Source organism: Pedobacter sp. ISL-64 (assembly GCF_018613605.1).
Taxonomy (GTDB): Bacteria; Bacteroidota; Bacteroidia; order Sphingobacteriales; family Sphingobacteriaceae; genus Pedobacter.
Genome location: NZ_JAGGPU010000006.1, coordinates 57,526 through 81,943 on the forward strand (window position 1 = coordinate 57,526; position 24,418 = coordinate 81,943).

A 24,418-nucleotide genomic window follows, 5' to 3' on the forward strand; every position below is an offset into this window, starting at 1 on the left:
TATCAGAAGGCATAAACCAAAATACAATGATCAACTTGCATCGCATCTCACCGTTTCCATTTCAGCAAGTTCGAAGGTAAGGTTCACCGAACGTCCATCAAGCGGTCTGGTACAATGCTTAACCATTGCAGGAATGGTAAATAGCTGTCCAGGTTTCAGCTCAACCGTGCGGTCCTCAAGATCAATTAATAAAGTTCCTTCAATACCCATAAAGGTTTCATCACTATTTGGATGGTAGTGCCAGTAAAAGGGTTCCGTCATTACCCCAACCCTCACAACATGGTCATTAAAGAGGGAAAGCGGAATATTTTTGTAGCTGCTTACGCCGGCGGTTTCATGCTCAATATCAATCACCGTAAGCTGAGGTATGGTTCTGGTCATTTTTAAAATTACATATTTTCTGATTTAAACCCTATTAATAGGTGATTACATCTTTAGTACCGGAGTCATCACTGACTGAAAGATAGATGGACACCCCGTGCGCATAATGCATATCATACCCGCTGTTCCGATCTGTACAATTTATTCCATAAAACGTCGATTAGCTTTGTGAAATTCCTTAATTTTAAATATAACCAAATCCTTATGGAACAGAACCAATTGATCAGAATGGATAATATGGGCATTGTTGTGGCATCGCTTGACAATGCAATCTCTTTTTTTACCGAAATCGGACTGAAACTTGAAGGGCGGGCGACAATCGAGGGAGAATGGGCAGGTAAGGTTACCGGGTTGGGCAACCAGCACGTGGAAGTCGCCATGATGGTTACCCCCGATGGGCATAGCCGCCTTGAAATTTCACAGTTTCTTGCTCCGGTTACCATTTCAGATCACCGTGAAGCACCGGTTAATTCTCTTGGCTACCTGCGTGTAATGTTCACGGTTTCGGATATCGACGAGTTGTTGCCTAGACTGCAAAAGCATGGCGCCACATTGGTTGGTGAAGTTGTTCAATATGAAGACACCTATAAACTTTGCTACATCAGGGGGTCAGAAGGTCTTCTAATCGGGCTTGCGCAGGAGCTTCAAAGAAGATGAGCGCATGGATAAGCTGAGTTGGATATTCAATGATAATTGTACTATCTGCGAATTCTTCGAAAAATTTATGCATTGGCGTAATACCCTTTGTTTGCCCACTACAAGAATAAATACATATTGATAATGCAAAAAATGTCGCTAATATTTTCATTATGACTTTCAATAATAATTACTTTTAATCGTGGGGTAATATTTATCAATGATTTCTTCAATTTTGATAGCCGCTTTTCTGCTTTTGTTACCGGGACAAAGTTTTTCGTAATATCCAGGACTCCAAAAAATTAAGGTTTTAATTTCCTTTTTAGTAATTAAATGGATAATCGCGGGACTGCCTCCGTCATTAACAAAATTATCGACAATACCTTTACAGCCACGTCCAAAAACGCTATCATCAACGATTTGCCAAGGCTTATGTTTAGAAATTTCATTCCATATTTTCTTTGCCGTATCTGGTTTTAGGTTAATGAGATTAAAAAATATATTAATATCGGCAGGGCGATTTTTAAAATTTGAGCGCTCTGTACCTATCATATTCCATAAAATTACAGGAAACATTTTTTTTAATTTGTATAGTGGATAATAAGCAGTGTCTAAAGGATCATAATTAAAAGTATTCACAAAACTTCCAGTTTTACTAATAAGCTTGTAGCTTGACGGTTTTCCGTCTGGAACATTTGCATATTCAATTATGATAGTACTGTCTGCAAATTGCTGAAAAAATTTATGCATGGGTGTTTGACCTAGTGAATAACGCATAAGTTCATCCTGACCGAAACAATAATGCCACGAAAGCGAGAATAAAAGAGCAAAAGCAAGGAGTTTTTTCATGTTCCGCTCAGTTTATTTTTAGTCATAGCTAACTTTTAAAGGAATATATTTATCAAACAAACGTTCTATGCCAGTTATCCCCTGCCGGTTCTTATTGCCCGGACATTGCTTTTCATAATAATAAGGTGCATAATAAATTAATGTCTTAATCTCTTTTTTTGTAATGAGATGCATAATACTATAACTTGCATCCATAATCACAGCGCTACACTCTGGATAGCTTTTATCGTCAAGCAATTGCCATGGCTTAAATTTTGAAATGTTTAGCCACATTTTTTTTGCAGTATCTGGATTTACTTTATAGAAATTGAAAAATATGTTAACATTTGCTGGTACGGTATTAAAACTAGTTTTATGCATAGAAAGCACCATACCTAAAACTTTTGGCATACTTTTATGAAATTTTATGAAATTTTTACTTGTCGTATCTAATGGAAAATAAGTAAATGTATTAATGGTATCATTTGATTTACTGACAATTTTATAAGATGGAGGATCAGACGATTGGCTTGGATATTCTATTATAATTGTACTATCTGCAAATTGCTGAAAGATTTTATGCATGGGGGTAATACCCTTTGCCTGCCCACTAAAAGAATAAATACATATTGATAATGCAAAAGAGGTCGCTAATATTTTCATCATAAAATTTAATAATACTTTCCTTTAAACTTTGGAAAGTATTTGTCAATTGTTTCATCTATCTTAATAAACGCTTGCCTGTATTTATTCCCAGGGCAAAGTTTTTCGAAATATGCTGGGGTCATAAAAAACAGTGTTTTTATTTCTTGTCTTGTAATAAGATGAATAATAGCAGGCCTGGCTTCTGAGATGACAGGATCTTCTACATTTTTACAGCCATATCCGAAAGTTCTATCATCAACTAATTGCCAGGGTTTTGTTTTTGTAATATCGGCCCACATTTTTTTTGTTGTATCAGAATTTATAGGTGCGATATTAAAAAAGATGTTAATATCTGCTGGTATATCTTGAAACAGCGTTTTTTTGGCAGATAACATGTTCCATAATATAACTGGAGAATGTTTTCTGATTGAGCTGATGTTTCTCCACGTTGTATCAATAGCTTCATAACAAAATGAATTGACCATGTTATCTGTCTTAGTTAATATCCTATAAATTGGTGGTCTGCCCTCTATTCTATATTCCCTGATGATGGTACTATCTGCGTATTGCTGAAAAAATTTATGCATGGGAGTTACGCTCCCTTCAGGATTTAGCTGGCAATAACTATTAATACTGATCATATTTAGAAGGATATAGATTATACATTTCATAAACTCTATTATTTAAGGTGTTCCACAATTAACATTCGAATCTGATAATACATTACGAATGGCTAAAATGTGAATCCGCTATATTTTTAAATAACTATTTATATTGAACTTTAATAGCGTAAAATAAGCTTAATTCTTAAATGGTATTTTCTCGTAAAACAATCGTTCAATTGATATAATTGCTATCCTGTTTGTATTACCCGGACATTGTTCTTCGTAATATTTGGGGTCATAAAAAATTAGTGTCTTAATTTCTTTTTTGGTTATCACGTGCATAATTGAATATAACCCATCTGTGGCTACTGCATAATTCTTACCAGGTGGACAGGATGGATAAGATTTGTCATCAACTAGCTGCCAAGGCTTAAACTTTGTAATATTATCCCACATCTTTTTTGATGTATCAGAAGATAATGGCACTATATTAAAGAATATATTGATGCTGGCAGGTTCATTTCGAAAATTGTTCTTTTTCAATTGTAGAAAAGCCCTTAATGTATCAGGTATGTGAACAAGTTTTCTATTATAAAGTTTCAACAATCCACTATCTATCGCGTTGTAGGAAAAACAGTTTAAAATGCCAGATTTTTTACTGATAATTTTATAAGATGGTGGTTCGAAAGATTGAGTTGGATATTCAATGACTATTGTGCTATCTGCATATTCCTGAAAAAAATTATGCATTGGTGTAATTCCTTTCGATTGAGCAATACATAAATTCGTTAAAAAAAACAGACCGAAAAAAATCAATAAATTTTTCATAAATTATTCTATTATTAATTAATACAATTGACTTGCGAATCTGATATTATCACTGGTCGTAAATTCTTATAAGCATTATCAGCTGTTTCAGTGTGACCAAAATAATCTACAGTTAAATTTTTAACATTATTTTTGTAATACTCAGTATCATCTAGTCCTTCCCATGCTAACCCATTGAAATGATTATCATTATAATTACTAAAATTACTGTCATACTTCCTTGCAAATTCTTTCAATCCTGAAACCAAAACCGCGATGTTTTGGGCAATATATTGGTGATGAATGGTGATTATAGATGTTCCGGCTAACTTGCTTTCAAATATATTCATAAGCTCTTGCAAAGCCATATCCTCTGGCTTTTTTGCCCAGAGATTATTAATTTCAGCTGAGCCAAATACAGCATATGCCCTTTGCATTAAATTGGCATGAAAAGCCTCATGTAATAAAGTTTTGGCAATTTGAATTGGAGGTGCTGTATTTACAAATTTTCTATTTAATAAGATACTAAAATTTTGTTTGTTTGCGGGGTCATAGGTAGTTCTTCCTTTAAGCGTATCGCTAGTGCTTAAATCCTTTACCTTAAATGTCAAATTAAATCCAGCTCCTGTAAACGCTTTAAGCAACGAATCAAATTTTACATTATTATTTAAGAGTTTCAACAAAGCACATTTTGCATTTACACTATTCAAAATACTGGTGTCGGTGACTATGATTTTATTCACATTATTATTATTCGTTCCTGAACTCCCTCCCCAAGGATTGCCTTGCCAAGGATCTGTTTGGTGACCTGTTCCGCAAATGGTTTGGCTACCGATATAATTACTATAAACACTTTCGCAATATGTGAAATTCGAACCTACATCGACACAGTTATATCCCATTATTTGGTATATGGGAATATCTTTACAATCATCAGGATATGCGATACTTACATTTTGGTTTTTAGAGGGCGATAATGATTGTTGTTTATCAATCTCATACCGCATTTAACCAAATCGCTTACTTGCAATATACTCACCTTTCAGATTATGGTATAGAATTATACCTTCGAAATTGTTTTCCTGTTTGAGATAGGTATTATTTTCAGGTCTGGCATCTGAATGGATTAAATAATCATTTCCAAAAATAATTGTCATAAAACAAGCCTCAGTGTACCCCGTGGTTTTAGAAACCAATAGCCTTGTAATACTTTTATGTTTTTCTACCTTATCGTTTTTTTTGTTAAGGGCTTCGGTATTAAATATAAAGACGCCATCAGCTACCATAGGTACCTCAACTATTGTGCGGTTAACATCTTTATAGCTTTTGGCGTTTATCCAATCAAGCACTAAATTTTGGTTTGACGAAGTATGGACTGTGGTGCCAGATTGAATATTTTTGGTAAATATGGCAGCAGTTATTGGCAAGCCGTCTGTTTGAACATTAAACCAATTTTGGGTTTCGGCTATTACTTTGTCTTCAGCCTCTAAGGTGCTTTGATCCTTTTTGCAGGAGTACATAAAAATTGAGATTGAAAATAATACACTTAGAGCCAGTAAATATGGCTTTAATAAGGAATAAGATTGATTCATTGTTAATTTAGATCTAGATAGTTAATAATTGTGAGAGATTAGCCCATGAATCTACAACCTAATTACAACAATACCAAATTAAAATAACAAAACATGTAATTAATTGTGAAACAAAAATGTAAATTGATGTTTACATTCACCGGGTTGGTGGCGGTAATTATTTGCCTTTTAAACTTGCGATAATATCTTGGAAATAAGTGTTTACAAAGCACTCAATATATATCCCTAATCATGACAATATTTCCCTTAATCAGCAACAGATTATGATTTATCACTAGTTTTCATTTTTTAAATGAGTTTGCCAAAATAACTATTTCTCAGAAAAGATATAATCGATAGGCAAACTATCTGCTACATTTCTCCATCCCCAATAGCCAGAAAAATAAACCGATTGTGGATCGACCAAAACACCATTTGAAGAGAACGCACATTTATCAACAAGTAACTTAATTTGTGATAGCTGCGAATTCGTAAATTGAAGATTTTTTTTTATTTCTGGACTAAGCGTACTTACATATCCTGGTTCTTCATCGCGCTTTGTATAAACCACATACATAATGTCTTTACTCGTTATAGATTTGAGCTCATTTTCAGACTTATGCAGCAATGTATCTACCAAGACCGTTTTGGTGATTAGCGTTGGTAGATACATGGGTTTACTTTTTAATTTTAACCAATAGCTCAATGAATCATTTTCATTAACATTAATTAAACCTGTTTTTTTTTGTTGCTTTAACAGTAATCTGGTTATATTGGCTTTCAATACACTATCAGATGGCCTTTTGGAGTTGGTTTGATTTACAAGTTTCAAAATCAAAAAACCTTCGCTATCTATATTCTTCTTATACAATGCGCTGAAGAAATGCATGGGTGAGCCTTGGTAAGCACTGCGCCTATTTTGAGCCCAACGTTGCTGAGCCTTATCCGATCCTTTTAAATCTTCAAAATAAACCGAACCTTTATAAGATACTTTACCGGCACCCTCTTCATATTCAAAAGATTCTAATAGATAATTGAGTTTATAGCCCAGTGCATCATTTTCGATAATTAAAAAATCAGAAGCATAAACCTTTAAATTGTTATCATTTTGATTTCGAACAAAATCCAGAACAGCAGGATTTTTTATCTTACAAAACTTCGCATTGGGAGAAGTTCCAATAAACAAACTTATGAAACGCTCTAAATCTTTGTTTCTATATGGATTGGCCTTAATAGTCACATCTGCCAGCGCGATGCTTTTCTCTTGTAATTTAACATTAACAATTAAATCTACATCTTTCACAAAAACCTTCTTGGTTAATGTTTTATAGCCTATCGACTTAATTATGAGATCATACTCACCAGCATTTAGTCTTAACAAAAATTGCCCGTTATTATCGGTTACAGTTGCATTTTTACTTCCACTTACATATATGGAGGCTCCTGGCAAGGGGCTACCATTCAGTTCGCTTACCTGTCCGCTTAGGTTAAAAGTTTGTTGAGCATAAGAACATAAGTTTGCAACTGTTAATACGATAAGCACAAATACAGGTTTAAATAATTTCGATGGCATCTGAAAGTTATGTTTTGAAAATATTAATATATTGAAAAAAACGTATTTTAGAGTTTTAGAAAAAACCTATGAAATCTAAAATTACGCATTCTCTTATTATATCTGCTTTTATCATTTTACTTTTTGCTTTCAAAAATGGGAATGATCCTTTATTAAGTCTTTTAAGTAAGTTAGAAACGTTTACTTCAGCATATTCGCAGGAAAAAATCTACATTCAATCAGATAAGCCCTACTATACCGCTGGCGACAATATTTGGCTAAAAGCATATGTACTTAATACAAAAACATTAGCACCCACAAAAATTAGTAAAATTCTATACGTTGAATTAATCGACGAAAATGATGTGATTAAAAACCAGATTAAGCTATCAATGGATGATGGTGTTTCATGGGGGGATTTTAAGCTCCCTGATACGCTGGTAGAAGGAAATTATCGCTTAAGGGCATATACTACATATATGCGAAATTTTTCTCCAGATTTCTTCTTTGACAAAACGATAAAGATTGGCAATAGTTGGTCGAACAAAGTTTTTATAAATACCGCATTCAAGTTTATTGGAGGCAATAACATCGATGCAACCATCCATTTCAAAGATAAAAACGATCTTCCCTACCGCAACAAAAATATCAGTTATGATGTTTTTGTTGATAATAAATCTATCCTGAAAACACGGACAAAAACGGACTCAGCTGGTAACGCTACGTTAAATTTTTCATCACCAACCGGAAAGGATAAAACAGGAAAAATTGTTACTACAATTAACTTAAACGGACAAGAAAAAATAAACAAAACGATCCCAATAGTTTCATTTTCAAACAATTCTGATGTTCAGTTTTTTCCAGAGGGAGGCATACTTGTACAAGGTCAACCGCAAAGATTAGCGATAAAAGTATGTGAATCGAATGGTCGTGGTATTGATATTACTGGTAAAATTCTAGATGAAAAAGGCTTAACGATAAGTGATTTCAAAACAGATATTTTAGGTATGGGGAGTTTTAACACAGATTTAAAGGCTGGTACGAGATATACCGCAAAAATTAAGTTTGCAGATGGCTCTGAAAAAGATGTTGCTTTACCAGTTGTAGCCACTTCGGGACTTACCTTAACGGTTAATAATACGGCGGAGCGCAAAGTTGCTGTAAGGCTGACAGCGAGCTCCGATTTAATTAATGGAGATGAGGTCAGAATTGTTGGTCAACAGGCAGGTAATTTACGTTTTGCCTTCAATGCAAAACTGAATAGTCAAACCATTATCAAAAGTATTCCAAAAGAAAAATTCACAACTGGTATTGCACAAGTCACTGTTTTTTCAGCAGATAACAAGCCATTAGCAGAACGTTTAATTTTTGTAAACAGCGAATCAAGCTTATTGAAACTAAAGGTAAATAAGGAAAAACTTTCAAAGGCTATTGGCGGAAAATCAGAAATCAGCTTGGTAGAAGACAAAACCAACAGTAACTTAACTGGAAGTTTTTCGGTATCAGTTACCAATCTGAATATTGTTAAGCCAGATTTAGATAACGAAAGTAATATCTTAACATCATTATTACTTACAGGAGATTTATCAGGCTATATCGAAAATCCAAATCATTACTTTTTAAACAATGATGAGCAAACAAAAAAAGCGCTTGATAACTTGATGATGACTCAGGGTTGGCGCCGTTTTAATTGGGAAAACATTCTAAAAGACGAGAAACTGCCATTAACTTTCCTAGCAGAAACATCATCCTCTGTTTCGGGGACAGTGGTTAGGGGCAAAAAACCAGTACAAGGCGCTGCTGTTATATTAATGTCAAAAAACGGTGGCGACATCGTTAGGGATACAATTACTGGTGAAGATGGAAAATTTCGGTTCGATAACTTAAACTTTGTGGATAGCACACAGTTTTTGGTTCAGGCGAGCCCATTAAAGAAAGGTGGTTTTTTAGAATTAAAAATTGATACATCCGATAACCAAATGGTAACGAAAAATAAAAATACTGCGGATATCGATATCAATGTAAATTCAAGCTTAATGAAATATATTAAAGCAAGCGATAATTATTTTAATGAAATGAATCGCCTCGGTCTACTGGAAAAATCAATTAAACTTAAGGATGTAAATATCAGCGCGGAAAGAATAAGTAAGGCTGTTCAATTTTCGAGCAATTATAATGGACCTGGAAACGCTGATCAGGTTCTTACGGCTGATGATTTACCGCCGTATTATTCAACATTAAGCCAAGCATTGGGGAATATGTTGCGGGGTGTGCGGATAATACGCGGGCGGGCGTATCGTAACCCAGGTATGCCTGATTTACGAAAAGATGATGGTACAGGATCTTTAGGGATATACTATAATGGAACCAGACTGGCTGATGGAAACTTAGATGTTATCAACCCTATGGATGTACAATCTATCGAAGTATTACTAAGTATTTCAAAGATGGCCATTTACGGTTCGTTAAGAGATCCGGGAATAATCATCATCACCGCAAAAAGAGGTTTGGGTTATTCGGCAAAAAAAGTAAAAGATTTAAGTTTTGATCATTTCACTATAAAGCCAAAAGGCTTATACCCCTCGAGAGTGTTTTATTCTCCAAAATATCAAATACGGGCAAATGAAATAGGTAGCGACTCAAGAAGTACCATTTATTGGAATCCAAACGTACAACCCGATGATGAAGGAGTTGCCAGAATCAAGTTTGATAATGCCGCTTGTAAGGGAGATTACCGGGTTGTTATTGAAGGTTTCAATAATACAGGGCAGCTGGCTAGAGAAAGCTTTACTTACCATATTGAAAACAATCTCTGATGGTCAAAAGTTAGAAACCCGTTATCAATAGCTAAGTCATTCTTTTAAAAATATAACTTATATCGGTATAGATTTTGCAAATTAATTTAAAAGTCTTTAACTGATTATCACTTTGTAAGGGTAGATGAATAAACTCGTACTGATGGTTAAACGAGACTAAGCATTATCTTAGCCAAATTGACCAAGAGAAAATTATCTTATTGAGATCAATTTTATCGGGCCAAATGAAAATTGTATTTTTCCAAAAAAACGGCAGATAAATTAAGCACAGCTTAATGCACCAAACATCCTATAAGCAACATATGAACAAAGCATTTCTAATTCTTCTTTTAACTTTTTTTACAGCAGTAGTTTTTGGGCAAAAAAACAGGCCAAATGAAAGCGATAAAAGTAAAGCCTTTGTTTTGGGGCGAATAGACGAAATCCAATCAAAAGAACTGGCTGAGAAAAGAATCCTGAACATTTACCTTCCTGAAGGCTATCAACAAAACGATACCACAAAATATCCGGTAATCTATTTGCTTGACGGTTCTGCCGATGAAGATTTTATCCATATTGTAGGTGTGGTGCAGTTTAATAGTTTCGAATGGGTAAATCAGGTGCCTAAATCAATTGTGGTGGGCATTGCCACTGTAGATCGGAAACGCGATTTTACTTTCCCCACCGCTATCGAGGGTGACAAGAAAAGGTATCCTACAACAGGTCATTCGGATAAATTTATTTCGTTCATTGAAAAAGAGCTTCAACCCTATATTCAGGCAAAATATAAAACGGATGCGAACAAAACCCTTATTGGTCAATCTTTAGGCGGTTTGCTGGCTACAGAAATCCTGATTAAAAAACCTACACTTTTTAATAAATACATTATTATTAGTCCGAGTTTATGGTGGGACAATGCTTCGTTGTTGAATCAGGATTCCGAAATAAGAAAAAATACTTTTGTGCGACAAACTGATGTTTACATTGCTGTTGGTAAAGAAGGCCTAACGCCAACTGAAATACCCAGGGTGATGGAAGTGGATGCAAATTTATTGACCGAAAAAATAAAAGGTTTCAAAAACAAAAATGTAAAAGTATATTTTGATTTTTTACCACAGGAGAACCATGCAACGATTATGCATCAGGCGGTTTCCAATTCTTTTAAATTCCTATACCCGGTAGTGAAAAAAGAATAGGGTTTAAAAAATATCCAACACTGGTGGATACAAAAACCGATATGCAAAATTAGGCTACTAAAACGTTATAATGAAGGTTTTTGATTAAAAAAGCAATAAAATTTTTTAATTCAAATAAATAAACGTTAATTAGACATTTATTTATTGTTATGAGCACAGCAAACTATGTAATTGGAGTGGATTACGGGACAGATTCTGTCCGGTCAGTTCTAGTCGATACCGCAAACGGAAAGGAAATAGCATCGTCTGTTTTTCTTTATCCAAGATGGCAGAAAGGTTTATATTGTAAACCGGCTGTTAATCAGTTCCGCCAGCATCCGTTAGATTATATTGAAGGTTTAACACACACTATAAAAGATTGTTTAACAAAAGCAGGTGGTGCCGATATTGCACACCTGGTAAAGGGAATTTCGGTTGATACAACCGGATCAAGTCCGGTGGCTGTTGATGCAACGGGTACTCCCCTTGCCCTGACCAAAGGTTTTGAAGAAAATCCAAATGCCATGTTTGTGCTTTGGAAAGACCATACATCAGTTAAAGAAGCCGCAGAAATTAATGAACACGCTACTACATTTAGTACCAATTACCTTAAATATGTAGGTGGCATTTATTCATCAGAATGGTTCTGGTCTAAATTATTGCACATATTAAGGGTCGATTCGACTATTAAAAAAGGTGCTGCATCGTGGGTAGAACATTGCGACTGGGTTCCGTTTTTGCTTTGTGGTGGAAACGACATTACAACAATGAAACGTAGCCGTTGTGCCGCCGGGCATAAAGCACTTTGGGCAGAAGAGTTTAACGGCTTACCTCCTGAAGATTTCTTTAGCACTCTTGATCCGCTTTTAGCAGGCTTTAGAGATAAATTATTCACCGATACCTATACTTCTGATATTTCTGCAGGAACATTGAGCGAAGAATGGGCAACCAAACTGGGCTTAAGTACAGATGTAGTTGTGGGTGTTGGTGCATTTGATGCACACATGGGTGCGGTTGGCGGACAGATTGAACCTTACTACCTGAGTAAAGTAATGGGTACGAGTACCTGCGATATTTTGGTTGCACCCAATCAGGATTTACATGGAAAATTGATCAACGGTATCTGTGGACAGGTTAATGGCTCGGTAATTCCGGGTATGGCAGGTTTAGAAGCCGGCCAATCTGCTTTCGGTGATGTTTATGCCTGGTTCAAGAATTTAATCAGCTGGCCATTAAATCATTTACTTACTGAATCTGATGTAATTGATGAAGCTACAGCTACTGCATTAAAGGCAGAGCTCGAAGGAAAAATAATCGCTAAGTTAAGCAACGAGGCTGCAGCTTTACCAGAGGGGGATTATGCAGAACTGGCTATCGATTGGTTGAACGGCCGTAGAACGCCAGATGCAAATCAGGAACTTAAAGGTGCCATAACCGGTTTAGGTTTAGGAACAGATGCACCACGGTTTTTCCGTGCCTTAGCTGCAGCAACCTGTTTTGGTGCGAAAGCCATTGTAGATCGTTTTAAAGAACAGGGTGTTCCTGTAAAAGGAATTATCGGTATTGGTGGTGTAGCAAAAAAATCGGCCTATATTATGCAAATGATGGCTGATGTATTGGAAATGCCCATTAGAATCCATCGTTTTGAGCATACCTGTGCATTAGGTGCGGCAATGTTCGCTGCTGTAGCGGCTGATATTTATCCAAATATCGAAGCAGCAATGGCGGCCATGGGAACAGGCTTTGAGAAAGAATACAAGCCAAATATTAAAAAACAAAAACTTTACCGCCAGCATTACCAACAATATTTGGGACTAGGCAGGTACCTGGAGAAATACAATAAAAAAGATGTAAAACCTTACTTATCATGAGCAACTATCAAGATATAAAAGAGCAGGCTTACCAGGCCAACATGCAGTTGCCCAAATTGGGGCTGGTACTTTTTACCTTCGGCAATGTGAGTGCTGCAGATCGGTCGAAAGGTGTTTTTGCCATTAAACCAAGCGGCGTACCTTACGAAGATTTGTCGCCGGAGAAAATGGTGATTGTAGATTTTGACGGAAATACTGTTGAAGGAAGTTTACGTCCCTCATCAGATACTAAAACCCATGCGGTTTTATATAAACACTGGGCAGAGATTGGCGGGATTGTACATACACATTCTACTTACGGCACAGCCTGGGCGCAGGCGCAAAGGGCAATTCCAATTTTCGGAACTACCCACGCCGACCATTTAACAGTAGATATTCCTTGTGCACCACCAATGGCTGATGAAATGATCAAAGGGAATTACGAGTATGAAACGGGTTTCCAGATTATGAACCATTTTGAAAGTTTGGGTTTAAGTTATAAAGAGGTTGAAATGATTTTGGTAGGCAACCACGCTCCTTTTACCTGGGGAAAAACGGCCGAGAAAGCCGTTTATAACAGTGCGGTTTTAGAAACTGTGGCACAAATGGCTTTGTTAACCGAACAGATCAATCCGCAGGCCCCAAAGCTGAAAGATTCGTTGATAGAGAAACATTACGAGCGTAAACACGGTGATGGTGCTTATTATGGACAGAGTTGAGTTTAGAGTTGGGAGTTCGGAGTTTTGAGTTTGGTTGCATAAATTGAATTAAGGGGTTTGGAAAGCAATTGCAGTGGTGCTTGGGGAACGAAAGTCCCGCCATTCGCTATAGTTCCGATGAAGAATCGGGAGCTGCCGCTGCTGTCGGGTTTAACATTATAAGGTTTACCTAAGTGATCTAAACCTGATTGGAGTGAGCATCCCGATGTAAAATCGGGATAAAACGGAAAGCAGGACTACCCAACCGATGAAATACGGAACCTTGCTTTTCAAAAAAGAATATGGATAATGGTCTGTGAGGACACAGACAGAGGAGAATAGAATAAATTAAAAATAACATAAATAGTAATGATTGATTTAAAAAAATTAGAGGTTTGGTTTATTACAGGTACGCAACATTTGTATGGTGAAGAAACCTTAAAACAAGTAGCGGAGCACGCTCAACAAGTGGCCGATTCGTTAAACCAAAATGGAAGTATTTCTGTTTCGGTAGTGTACAAGCCGATTGTAAAAACTACAGAGGAGATTTTCGAAACCTTACAACAAGCCAATATTGATGAGAACTGTATCGGTGTAATTACCTGGATGCATACCTTCTCTCCTGCTAAAATGTGGATCAGGGGCTTAAATGTTTTGCAGAAACCATTATTGCACTTACACACACAGTTTAACCGCGACATTCCATGGAATACCATTGATATGGATTTCATGAACCTGAACCAAAGTGCTCATGGCGACCGCGAATTTGGTTTCATGGTGTCGCGCATGCGTAAAGACCGTAAAGTAGTTGTTGGGCATTGGCAGGATGAAGAAGTAGCTAAACAGATTGATACCTGGTGCAGGGCTGCTGCCGGATGGCACGATTGGCAAGGTGCCAAATTCGCTCGTTTCGGCGATAATATGCGTTATGTGGCCGTTACAGATGGCGATAAGGTAGAAGCTGAAATGAAATTTGGTTTTGCGGTAAATACCTATGGTATAGGCGATTTAGTAGCGGTAATTAATGGGATAAGTGAAGAGTCTATTCAAGCGTTATTGAAAGAATACGAAGCAACTTACGAGATGAGTGCTGATTTAAAAGTGGGCGGTGCAAGGCATTCATCTGTTTACGAAGCGGCCAAAATTGAACTGGGTTTAAGAAAATTCCTGGAAAACGGAGGTTTTAAAGGGTTCTCTGATACTTTTGAAGATTTACACGGTATGATCCAGTTACCAGGAATTGCAGCACAACGTTTGATGGCCGATGGTTATGGCTTTGCTGGTGAAGGTGATTGGAAAACGGCTGCTTTGGTACGTGCCTGTAAAGTAATGGGTGCTGGTTTAGCTGGTGGAAATGCATTTATGGAAGATTATACGTATCATTTCGATCCGGCAAACTCGATGGTTTTAGGCTCACACATGCTCGAGGTTGATGCTTCATTGGCAAGTGGTAAAGCGAGTTTAGAGGTTCACCCACTAGGTATTGGCGGCAAAGCAGATCCTGCGCGTTTGGTTTTTAACGTTGCTGGTGGCGATGCTTTAAATGCATCTTTAATTGATATGGGCAACCGTTTCCGTTTACTGGTGAACGAAGTAAAAGCTGTTGAAGCTGAACATGATTTACCAAACTTACCGGTAGCCCGTGTATTGTGGAAACCACTACCTGATATGAAAACGGGTTGTGCAGCATGGATTTATGCTGGTGGTGCACACCATACCGCTTATAGTCAGAATTTAACTACCGAGCATTTATTGGATTTTGCGAATATTGCCGGCTTAGAATATGTAAATATTGGTGCGGATACCAAAATCAATCAATTCAGGAATGAATTGCATTGGAATGAGGTTTTTTATAAATAATTTCAATAAAGTACTGTACAGTAAAAAGCCGGTAATCTTATGGTTATCGGCTTTTTTATGCGATTATCATTCTGAAACAAGTACCATTGAAAGGTTCCAATAAAAAAAATCGTCATCTCGACCGAAGCAACGCGAAGTGGAGAGATCTATTAGGTAAAGTAAATCGAAAAATAGATTTAGCTTCGCTGAGCCTTCGGGTTCTCGGCTGCGTTGCATTTTGCTCAAAATGAAAGGTTGCGACAAAAAGGGTTGTCAGTCTGAGGGATAATTTATTGTATAAAAATCAATACGTATATAGTTGATTATTTTTTTACCCTACAGCTCAGGCTTCCCTCGGCTCACCGCCGCCGATGGGCTCTTTCTTTTTGGTGTCAAAAAGACCAGCAGAGCTAGCTTGAATGCAGTTGAAAATATAAAGGCCCATGAAAAAACAAAAAACACCGGCTGAAAATTTATTCATTTGTATTATAGTTTTCAGCTGCATTCATGAGGGCTTCGCCGTTTTCTTTGGAAGCTAGTAGGTTGGCTTGGGCAGTGCAGCCCGAAAAATTTGTTAGGCCGGATTTAAGTAGAACGGGGATACGGTGCTACGGCCTAGCTGGGCAGAAATATGCGTTTAGCATAAACCATTTATATTTAAATGATTACAAATAACTCCAATGACAGAAAGAACGACGAAGCAATCTTTTATACCAACTATTCTTGCTAAAAAGATTGCTTCGTCGGCTGAAAAAGCCTTCTCGCAATGACGATAATTGAGTAGATTTAGTTCAGGATCTTTTTAGGAACGTTAAAAGCAGGATCTTTCAAAATGCATATTACGTGTAATAGATGCTGAAATAAATTCAGCATGACGCCCCCAGTAAAAGTATGGCTAAAGTTTAATTTCCTACACTAACCATCGCTTTAATCACCCCATTCTTGGGATCTAACCAGCTTTCAAACTCATCTTTTACTTCCTCAAATTTAACTTGATGCGTAATATAGTTGGTAGGATTAACCAAGCCAGCTTTCATTGATTTGATTACATGTTCAAAATCTTCAATGGTGGCATTTCTACTGCTCATTAATGTCGATTCGCGCTTGTGAAACTCAGGATGGTTAAAAATTAAATCTCCTTTTTGCAAGCCGATTAAAACGAACCTTGCTCCATGTGCCATATAGTTTATAGCATTGTTAATGGCCTTTTGATTACCTGTAGCATCAATTACAACCGTTGGCATATCGCCATTGGTTATATCGCTCAATTGTTGCACAACATCAGGCGAAAGCGCATTAACCACATGTGCTACCTTTAATTTATCTTTACAGAAAGCCAAACGGTCTTCGTTAATATCTAAGGCGATTACGTTGGCCCCGGCAATTCTGGCGAATTCCATTGTGCCCAAACCAATTGGCCCGGCACCAATAACAAGAACAAATTCGCCAGGTTGAACATCTGCCCTGCGGACCCCATGTGCACCTATGGCTAAAGGTTCAACTAAGGCAAGTTCATCATAACTCAAGCCCTCGCCATGTAAAAGTGTTCTCGATGGAACCTGTAAATATTCGCGCATACCACCATCAACATGTACACCACAAACCTGCATTTTAACACAGCAGTTTGGTTTGTTCATTCGGCAGGCAATGCATTCGCCACAATTAAAATATGGGATAAAAGTAACAGCCTCTCCTATTTTGAAACTATTGGCTCCATCGGCTTCAACCAATTCGCCAGATAACTCGTGACCTAAAACTCTGGGGTAGTTAAAGAAAGGTTGTGTGCCTTCAAAGGCATGTAAATCGGTCCCACAGATACCGATTCTTTTAATTTTTATAATGGCATGGTCTTTTTTAAGCTCAGGTTTTTCTGTTTCTGAATATTCGAAAGTTCCAGGTGTAGTACAGGTAAGGGTTTTCATTTTAAATTTAATGATTGAATTTTGAGTGATAGAATGAGTGAATGTTGAATTAAGGAATGATAGAATGTTTTAGTGATTTGCTAATATTCTGTCATTCACTCCATCTATCATTCAATTATTAGTAATTATGCGTTCGCCAAAGCTCTGTCTAAATGAACATAACCGCCATCAACATGGATAATCTGTCCGGTGGTATGACTTGATTTGTTAGACATTAAAAAGGCTGTCATGTTTGCAATTTCTTCTGCAGTTGTCATTCTATTTTCCAATGGAATTTTTGAAGTGATTTCTTTTAGTTTTTCTTCTGCATTATCCAAAGTCTCTATCCAGGTTTCGTAAGCAGGTGTCCAGCATTCAGCAACCACTACTGCATTTACGCGGATGCCATATTTTAATAATTCAACAGCCCACTCGCGGGTTAATGCATTTCTACCACCATTTGCGGCAGCATAAGCTGAGGTATTTCCTTGTCCGGTTTCTGCTGTTTTTGAAGTGATGTTTACGATAGCACCTTTACTTTTAATTAATTCCGGCAAGGCATGGTGTGCCATCAAATAATAATGCACTACGTTTTTATGTAATGAAGCCATAAAGTCTTTATAATTTCCACTTTCTAAACCTACTCCATCGTTAACGCCCGCATTATTCACCAAACCATCAATCCTACCAAATTTAGCGACGATTTCTTTAACTACTTTTTCGCAATCATCTGGATTGGAAAGTTCTGCAACAAATTGTTCTGCTTGTTTGCCTTGTGCAACAATCTCATCAACTACTTTTTGGTTATCTGCTGCTTTTCTACCTACGATTACGGCAATTGCATTTTCCTTAGCAAATACTTCTGCAATGCTTCTACCAATGCCTTTTGCAGCACCGGTAATGATAATAACTTTTTCTTTTAATTGTAAATCCATTTTTTACTAATTTTATATTGATCGTCACCCTGAATTCATTTCAGGGTCTTTTTTACATAGATGCTGAAATAAATTCAGCATGACGAAGTGGCTAAACCTTAGCCTATTATTTAATCATATTAATTACATCTGCCCTTCTTGATTCAGGCCATACTTTTAAATCTATTAATTTTCCATTCTTCAACTGCCCTTCAACGGTGGTTTGGTAAGGCGCATAGAGCTTGAAATGTACATCCCACTCTTTAGGCCATGCAGGGTAAAGATAAATCTTTTTTCCGTCTACCTGCATCAGCATTTCCTGCAAACCGATCATACCGGAGCCGCCCCAATTATGGTCTGGCGTCCAGTCGAAACCAGGGCCCCAGAATGCCGGGAATCTCCTTCCTGAGTCTTTTAGCTTTGCGGTGGTTAATTTTGCAGCATCTTCAGTTAAACCTAATCTGGCTGCAAAAATATTATCCTGTTTCCAGCCGATATAACTGCGAAATTTTAAAACATCTGTATCGTATTTAAAGGTATTGATGGCGGTGTCTAAACCAGGTTTACCAATTCCATAAATGCCCCAGGGATAAACAGGATACAACTGCGGACTTTCGGTATTGTTAATGCGCTCCCAAAGTTTTGCCGGAGCAATTGTTGTGCGGCCGTAAAATGTTCTAAAACTGATAGGTGGAATGGTTTTTAGCATGGTTTCCCATTCCGACTTTTGCTTTTCAGCTAAATTGGGATGCTCCAGAAGTCGTTCTAAAACGGTTTTTAGTGCGGCAATGGTTGAGGTGGCGTTGTAGGCCATTTTGTAGGTTTCAGCGCCCGATCCAGGATACAGAACTAAATGCCCATCGGCATCTAAAACTTTTGCTCCGCGTTGTTTGGCTAAATAAGTATAGTGTTCTTTGAAAAAAGCAAGTGAACTTTCAATCAATGGAAGGTATTTTTCGATGTTATTGCCATTATACCTTTCTGTTTCCAAAATCATCATACAGAACTCTAAAACGGTATCCCACTGGTATTCTAACCAGGCATTGTATTCCATGCCCTTGTTAAAATCGGCAGGACGTTTCCAGCCATATTCTGCTTGGTTTGGTAATCCAAAATTTTCCAATTGCTCTGTAAAACTGGCGCCATTATGTCCCCAGGCAGACTGCGTTCTGATTTCAGCATTTTTTAACAAATTCAGATAGAAATCGAACTGAGGTTTCATCATTTCAAAATCGCCGCTTTTTAACATCGGCCAATAGACTAAACGTTGGTTTTGTGCGGTGTGGGTACCTCCTCCCCAATTCCTGAAATCGGGTGTATATTTCAGCGCCGTATCAGTAAGTTGTGGATCGAAGGTAAATAAACCACCATTAAATTTCGTAGGGTATTTGCCAAAGGCATTGCAACCCAACATATACCTGAATAACTGATAATTTTTAGCCGATTGATTGGCTGATTCATCTTTCGAATTGATGTAAATGAAACTCTTTTCAAAGTAATCATTCCACCATTTTATACTGGCTTTATGATTGTTATTGATTTTTAATGAAGTTAACTGTTTTTCCCAATCAGAAATTGACGAAGTTTTAACGGTATGTAAAGCAATGGTAATGTGGTTTGAACGCGAAGGTTTTTTACTTTTCAACGTCCAGGCTTTAAAAGGTGTGCTTAAATAGATACCTTCATTATTCCCTGCCGGAAACAGGTTATCTCCCTGCATGGTGCCGCCGAAAATCATGTTTTTTAACGGATTGAACAATTCGGCTTTTCTATCATCAAGACCTTGCTGTTTTACTGTAATATCGAATACGGTTTCGGCTTTATTTTGATGGTAAAATTGAACGGTATTGTTTTTAAAAGCAATTTCATCTTTAAAGGTTTTTACAATGCCCCGAGGCGCCCATTTATACGAATTTTGGTTGTTCTCTTTGCCTTTTGTGATGCGGTCTTCAAAGCGCCAGCTTTCGTAACTGGCTTCTGTTATGACGTTTTGGCTGGATTTAATGTCTAAATGGATAACAGGGTTAAAAACATCTACCCAAACATTGATTTTTGCATTTAATTTACCATCTGAGCCTGAGATCTGGGCGTAACCATCTTTTAAGATCAGTTCTTGTTTAAATGATTTCCCCTGAAAAGGGTTTGGTGATAATTTGAGTTTTACACGACCAAGTTTAAGCAAGGTATTATTCTCGTCGAAGGTACTGCTTTTGGATAGATAGAGGTAAACATTACCATTTTCTACCCAGAGGTTAAGGCCGATATCGCCGCCACCTACAGGCATGGATGCTGAAGAATTAAGGCTTTGAGTATTCCAAACTACGTTACTTGAGGCTTTTTCCTGTGAAAAAGCACTTGAGGTGAGGAAGCACAAAGACAGGGAGAATAATACAAAGAAGAGGTTGATTCTTTTTGACCAGCTAAGGCACCTGAGGACACTTAAGGCATGGTTCAAAAATTTTGACCATATAAGACATATCAGAACATTTAAGTTCCTAAATAAAATACTTTGTGTCTTCGTGGTAAAATTCATTTTATAATTATTAATTCTCCCAATCATCGGTGCGGAATGAAGAAACGGGTAAGCCATCGTTTCCGAATAAATCGCCGGTTACAAAATCTTTGAAGGCGTAGCGAACAGCCACTGGTATTTTAACCTGCACTGCTGAAACAGTGATGCTACTTCCCGTTATAGTGGCTTTGGCAGGGTAAAATATATGGTCTGCTCCTGCTACTTCAAATAAGGCCAAATCTTTGCCAAATGAAGTTAAGCCGTTTGTTACATTTTGGAACTTGATCACCGCTTTATTTTTATCGATGTTCAAAGATTCATAGTTCGGGCTTAATGCACCAAAACCTTTTATACCATAAGTTTGAGACAGTGCCAGATAAGCCAAACGGGTTCCGCCCTGTTTTTTGTTTGCGGGATGGATGGATTTTTCCTCGCCGATATCCATTAAAACAGCCATTCCCGAATTTGGAATTTTAGTTAGGGATTTACGTTGTGCATCCCGTAAAAAGGCCGAGTTAAATTTTCCACCAACATGATAAGGCGGCAATTGGGCATAGTTGTAGGGTGCGATTTGTGCATAGTAGAAAGGAAAATCGCCATTATCCCAATTTTTTCTCCAGGAAAAAACCATCGCAGGGAATAAGCCTTCGTAACGGTCTGGACGTTCATAATTTGATTCTCCCTGATACCAGATGGCACCTTTTATGCCATAACCGATTACAGGATAGAGCATGCCATTGTATAAAGTTGTGGGCGTTCTGCTTACTTCTTTTATGCTGTCGGTTTTTGAGGGGATTTTAACCTCGGGGAATGCTTTTAAATCCTCGGGCGACATCCAGGCTTCGATTGTAGAACCGCCATAACTATCGTTGATAATCCCGATGGGAACATTTAACATCTCGCTTAATAAGGAGCCAAAGTAATAAGCGGTTGCGCTAAAATTGGCAACGGTTTCTGGGGCAGCTAATTTCCATTGCGAAGCTTTGCTGTCTTCTTGTCGTTCGGTGATGGAAGAACGCGGAACAGTGTAAAGCCTGATGTTTTTATTGGTAGATTTTAGAATGGCCTCATTCGAACCAATTATCGGCTGGCTTTTAAATCCTTTCATAGGCATTTCCATGTTTGATTGGCCACCACAAAACCAAACTTCACCAATTAAAATATCAGTCAGGATAAGTTTTTCACCATCATTTAATTCAATATTATATGGGCCTCCGGCCGATGGAGTCGCAATTTTTATTTTCCATTTACCGGCCTGATCAGTAATGACGGTATAGTGCTGTTTGTTCCAGGAAGTATTGATTTTTACCTTGGTAGCAGCTTTTGCCCAGCCCCATATGGCAACATTGCTTTGTTGTTGTAACACCATATGATCGGTAAAAATTGACGCAGGCTTTACTGTGGCTGATGCGATGAGGCAACAAGTGAGGTTTAGGAATATGAAGAGTTTTAGTTTCATTTTTATTTAGTCAATATTTTTTAATCGGTCGTCACCCTGAATTTATTTCAGGGTCTTAATTGCGATGCGGCCTAGCGTTAAAGATGCTGAAACAAGTTCAGCATGACGCTTCCTACAACTCTAGTTGACGTACCATCACCGCATTAAATTGCTTCGTGTCTCGTAATGACGGTTTAATTTTATCTACTCATCGGCAGCCATACCGACATTTCTGAATGCCCTCTGTTTCCCCAGGCAAAGTATGGCACCAGTTTAATTTCTGTTGTTGTATTTTTATCTTCAATGGGCCTGTACAGTACATTTTTCCAGTTGTTTGTCGCTACCATTTTTGCATTTCCTACCAAACTCATCATAGCAGCACCATCGATATTAATGGGTTTGACCTCAAATTTCGTTGAAGTCGGAATAAAAGCATTAAAAATACTTTTACCAGGTAGATCTGTAGATTCGAGGCAGTAAACAATTGGTCCGCGTTTTACCGCTACCTGATTCCTGTTTTCTTCAACCAAGGGATTGGCTTCAATTAAAGTGGCATCCATAGGGAGATTTAATTCTATTACATCACCTTTTTTCCAAACACGGTTAATTTCTGCATAAGTTCCGGAAACGGCTTTAACATTTTCGGTTTTTCCATTGATTGTGATCTGCGCATCATGTGTCCACGACGGGATTCTCAAAAATAATGAATAAGCTTTATTCCCTATTTCTTTAATGCTGATTTTGATCTTCCCATCCCAGGGATAATTGGTTTCTTGCGACAAAGAAATTTTCTGACCAGTGGTTAATGTAGTATTTAGGTTATTGCCACCATATAAATTGAACCACAATCCTTTATCTGAAGTACTGTAGGCATAATCGCTTACTTCTGCAATCATTCTGACTACGTTTGGTGGGCAGCAATTGGATAACGCGATATAAGGCACCCTATCTTTCGACCAGCGTTGTTTAAAAGGTAAATCGTTTGATTGCGCCAAAGGATTGGTGTACAAAAAGTTTTTTCCGTCCAAACTAATTCCAGATAAAACGCTGTTATGTAAAGCGAGTTCCATTACATCAGCATATTTGGCATCACCTGTAATCTGCAACATGCGCCAGTTCCAAAGTACGTTGCCAATGTTGGCGCAGGTTTCGTTATGTGCGGTAAAATTGGGCAATTGAAAATCGCGACCAAATGCCTGGTGAATTTTCTGCACATCGGCCGGATTATAGGATGTGCCATCGGGCGAAGTCCCATCGTAAAGCGAGCCACAGCCACCCGTGATGTACATTTTGTGCTGATTGACATCATCCCACATTAAATTCAATGTTTTTAAAAGAGAATCCTTACCTGTTTCGGCATATAAATCTGCTACACCCGCATAAAGGTAGTTGGCACGTACGGCATGGCCCATGGCTTTGGTTTGTTGTAGAAAAGGGATCCGATCCTGGTTATCATCTGTGCCATCGTCAATTTTACCTTTTATGGCAATTAAATGCTGTGCCAGTTCTAAATACCGGGGATCTTTTGTGGTGCGGTACATTTCTATCACGCCCATATAATGCGACGGACAAATGGCGTTTCGTGCCAATGTCGGTGAAGCAGATTTATAGAAATTATACAGATAATCTGTGGCCTTTTTAGCAATGTTAAGCAAAGTAGTTTTTCCGGTTGCCCGGTAATGAATGCAACCAGCAGTCATTAAATGGCCTATATTGTACGATTCAAAGCTCAACCGATCCTGAAATTGATTTTTAGAGCCTGTTTTGCGTTGCTCAATCATTGCTTTGGTATAGATGTAGCCATCGTCGCGTTGTGATTTACCGATTACCACAATGGCCTTGTCCATCATTTCGTTCAGTTTTGGGTTTTTAGTTGAAGCATATAAAACAGCTACAGCCTCCAAAGTTTTGTAATAATCGCCATCATGGAAAGATGGACCAGCATGTGAGCCCGTATCTAAACCTGCTGCAATTTTGAAATTTTCAAAAGCGTGACTGATCTTGGGATCGTTATAAATGGCCCACATGTTGGGTACCATGGTTTCGGTAGCCACCTTAAAGCGGTCGGCCCAAAATCCTTTTGTCCAGGTTACATCCGTCATATTGATGCCGTGCAATTTCGCATAAGGCGAATTTGATGTATTAACCAAAGCTTTGTCTTGTGCTTTAGCACTTAACGTTAGAAAAAGCGTTACATAAACAATTACCTGAAGTCGTAAAGTCTGTAGGACAAAATTTTTGGTTATATGGGGTAGCTTTTTCATTATTTTT

The 24,418-nt window shown here is 37.7% G+C and carries 20 protein-coding genes; 6 read left to right on the forward strand and 14 right to left on the reverse strand.

Going from position 1 to position 24,418, the window contains the following annotated elements:
• Window positions 1-30: 30 nt before the first annotated feature.
• On the reverse strand, window positions 31-381 hold the full coding sequence (locus J7E57_RS08340; protein WP_215126968.1) for a cupin domain-containing protein: 351 nt from the start codon (window positions 379-381) through the stop codon (window positions 31-33).
• Between the two features lie 204 nt (window positions 382-585).
• On the opposite strand from J7E57_RS08340, the gene J7E57_RS08345 reads away from it, so the two are divergent.
• Window positions 586-1,038 carry a VOC family protein gene (locus J7E57_RS08345; RefSeq protein ID WP_215126970.1) on the forward strand — a complete coding sequence of 151 codons (453 nt, stop codon included), beginning with the start codon at window positions 586-588 and terminating at the stop codon, window positions 1,036-1,038.
• 159 nt (window positions 1,039-1,197) lie between these two features.
• On the opposite strand, the gene J7E57_RS08350 is transcribed toward J7E57_RS08345, so the two are convergent.
• From J7E57_RS08350 to J7E57_RS08380, 7 genes are all read right to left on the reverse strand, one after another.
• Window positions 1,198-1,866: a hypothetical protein gene (locus J7E57_RS08350; protein ID WP_215126972.1), complete on the reverse strand. Its 669-nt coding sequence runs from the start codon at window positions 1,864-1,866 to the stop codon at window positions 1,198-1,200.
• A gap of 18 nt (window positions 1,867-1,884) precedes the next feature.
• Entirely contained in the window at window positions 1,885-2,511 is a 627-nt protein-coding gene (locus tag J7E57_RS08355; RefSeq protein WP_215126974.1) for a hypothetical protein, read from the reverse strand.
• A 5-nt stretch (window positions 2,512-2,516) separates the two neighbouring features.
• Entirely contained in the window at window positions 2,517-3,131 is a 615-nt protein-coding gene (locus J7E57_RS08360; RefSeq protein WP_215126976.1) for a hypothetical protein, read from the reverse strand.
• A gap of 159 nt (window positions 3,132-3,290) precedes the next feature.
• Window positions 3,291-3,923: a hypothetical protein gene (locus J7E57_RS08365; RefSeq protein WP_215126978.1), complete on the reverse strand. Its 633-nt coding sequence runs from the start codon at window positions 3,921-3,923 to the stop codon at window positions 3,291-3,293.
• A 14-nt stretch (window positions 3,924-3,937) separates the two neighbouring features.
• A complete protein-coding gene (locus J7E57_RS08370) occupies window positions 3,938-4,909 on the reverse strand; it encodes a hypothetical protein (protein ID WP_215126980.1) in 972 nt (323 codons plus the stop codon).
• The gene (locus J7E57_RS08375) at window positions 4,910-5,494 is read right to left on the reverse strand and encodes a hypothetical protein (RefSeq protein WP_215126984.1); all 585 of its coding nucleotides are present in this window, start codon (window positions 5,492-5,494) and stop codon (window positions 4,910-4,912) included.
• A gap of 310 nt (window positions 5,495-5,804) precedes the next feature.
• Entirely contained in the window at window positions 5,805-7,046 is a 1,242-nt protein-coding gene (locus J7E57_RS08380; protein ID WP_215126986.1) for a carboxypeptidase-like regulatory domain-containing protein, read from the reverse strand.
• 68 nt (window positions 7,047-7,114) lie between these two features.
• Here J7E57_RS08380 and J7E57_RS08385 point away from each other — a divergent pair, with 68 nt between their 5' ends.
• The 5 genes from J7E57_RS08385 to araA all read left to right on the forward strand — a co-directional run bounded on the left by J7E57_RS08385 (window position 7,115) and on the right by araA (window position 15,403).
• Window positions 7,115-9,841, forward strand: coding sequence for a TonB-dependent receptor (locus J7E57_RS08385; protein WP_251029854.1), 2,727 nt, complete (start codon window positions 7,115-7,117; stop codon window positions 9,839-9,841).
• 302 nt (window positions 9,842-10,143) lie between these two features.
• The gene (locus tag J7E57_RS08390) at window positions 10,144-11,016 is read left to right on the forward strand and encodes an alpha/beta hydrolase (protein WP_215126988.1); all 873 of its coding nucleotides are present in this window, start codon (window positions 10,144-10,146) and stop codon (window positions 11,014-11,016) included.
• Between the two features lie 149 nt (window positions 11,017-11,165).
• Window positions 11,166-12,866: a ribulokinase gene (locus tag J7E57_RS08395; protein ID WP_215126990.1), complete on the forward strand. Its 1,701-nt coding sequence runs from the start codon at window positions 11,166-11,168 to the stop codon at window positions 12,864-12,866.
• Window positions 12,863-13,564: an L-ribulose-5-phosphate 4-epimerase gene (locus J7E57_RS08400; protein WP_215126992.1), complete on the forward strand. Its 702-nt coding sequence runs from the start codon at window positions 12,863-12,865 to the stop codon at window positions 13,562-13,564. The genes J7E57_RS08395 and J7E57_RS08400 overlap by 4 nt, the downstream gene beginning before the upstream one ends.
• 348 nt (window positions 13,565-13,912) lie before the next feature.
• The gene (gene araA, locus J7E57_RS08405) at window positions 13,913-15,403 is read left to right on the forward strand and encodes an L-arabinose isomerase (protein WP_215126994.1); all 1,491 of its coding nucleotides are present in this window, start codon (window positions 13,913-13,915) and stop codon (window positions 15,401-15,403) included.
• A 322-nt stretch (window positions 15,404-15,725) separates the two neighbouring features.
• On the opposite strand, the gene J7E57_RS08410 is transcribed toward araA, so the two are convergent.
• From J7E57_RS08410 to J7E57_RS08435, 6 genes are all read right to left on the reverse strand, one after another.
• Window positions 15,726-15,863: a hypothetical protein gene (locus J7E57_RS08410; RefSeq protein WP_215126996.1), complete on the reverse strand. Its 138-nt coding sequence runs from the start codon at window positions 15,861-15,863 to the stop codon at window positions 15,726-15,728.
• Between the two features lie 421 nt (window positions 15,864-16,284).
• Window positions 16,285-17,304 carry a zinc-binding alcohol dehydrogenase family protein gene (locus tag J7E57_RS08415; RefSeq protein WP_215126998.1) on the reverse strand — a complete coding sequence of 340 codons (1,020 nt, stop codon included), beginning with the start codon at window positions 17,302-17,304 and terminating at the stop codon, window positions 16,285-16,287.
• Between the two features lie 125 nt (window positions 17,305-17,429).
• A complete protein-coding gene (locus J7E57_RS08420) occupies window positions 17,430-18,218 on the reverse strand; it encodes an SDR family oxidoreductase (RefSeq protein ID WP_057934435.1) in 789 nt (262 codons plus the stop codon).
• A 106-nt stretch (window positions 18,219-18,324) separates the two neighbouring features.
• Window positions 18,325-20,652, reverse strand: coding sequence for a DUF5703 domain-containing protein (locus J7E57_RS08425; RefSeq protein WP_215127000.1), 2,328 nt, complete (start codon window positions 20,650-20,652; stop codon window positions 18,325-18,327).
• An 88-nt stretch (window positions 20,653-20,740) separates the two neighbouring features.
• Window positions 20,741-22,168, reverse strand: a complete 1,428-nt coding sequence (locus tag J7E57_RS08430) for a sialate O-acetylesterase (protein ID WP_215127002.1) — start codon at window positions 22,166-22,168, stop codon at window positions 20,741-20,743.
• A 179-nt stretch (window positions 22,169-22,347) separates the two neighbouring features.
• Window positions 22,348-24,411: a glycoside hydrolase family 127 protein gene (locus J7E57_RS08435; protein WP_251029856.1), complete on the reverse strand. Its 2,064-nt coding sequence runs from the start codon at window positions 24,409-24,411 to the stop codon at window positions 22,348-22,350.
• Window positions 24,412-24,418 lie beyond the last annotated feature (7 nt).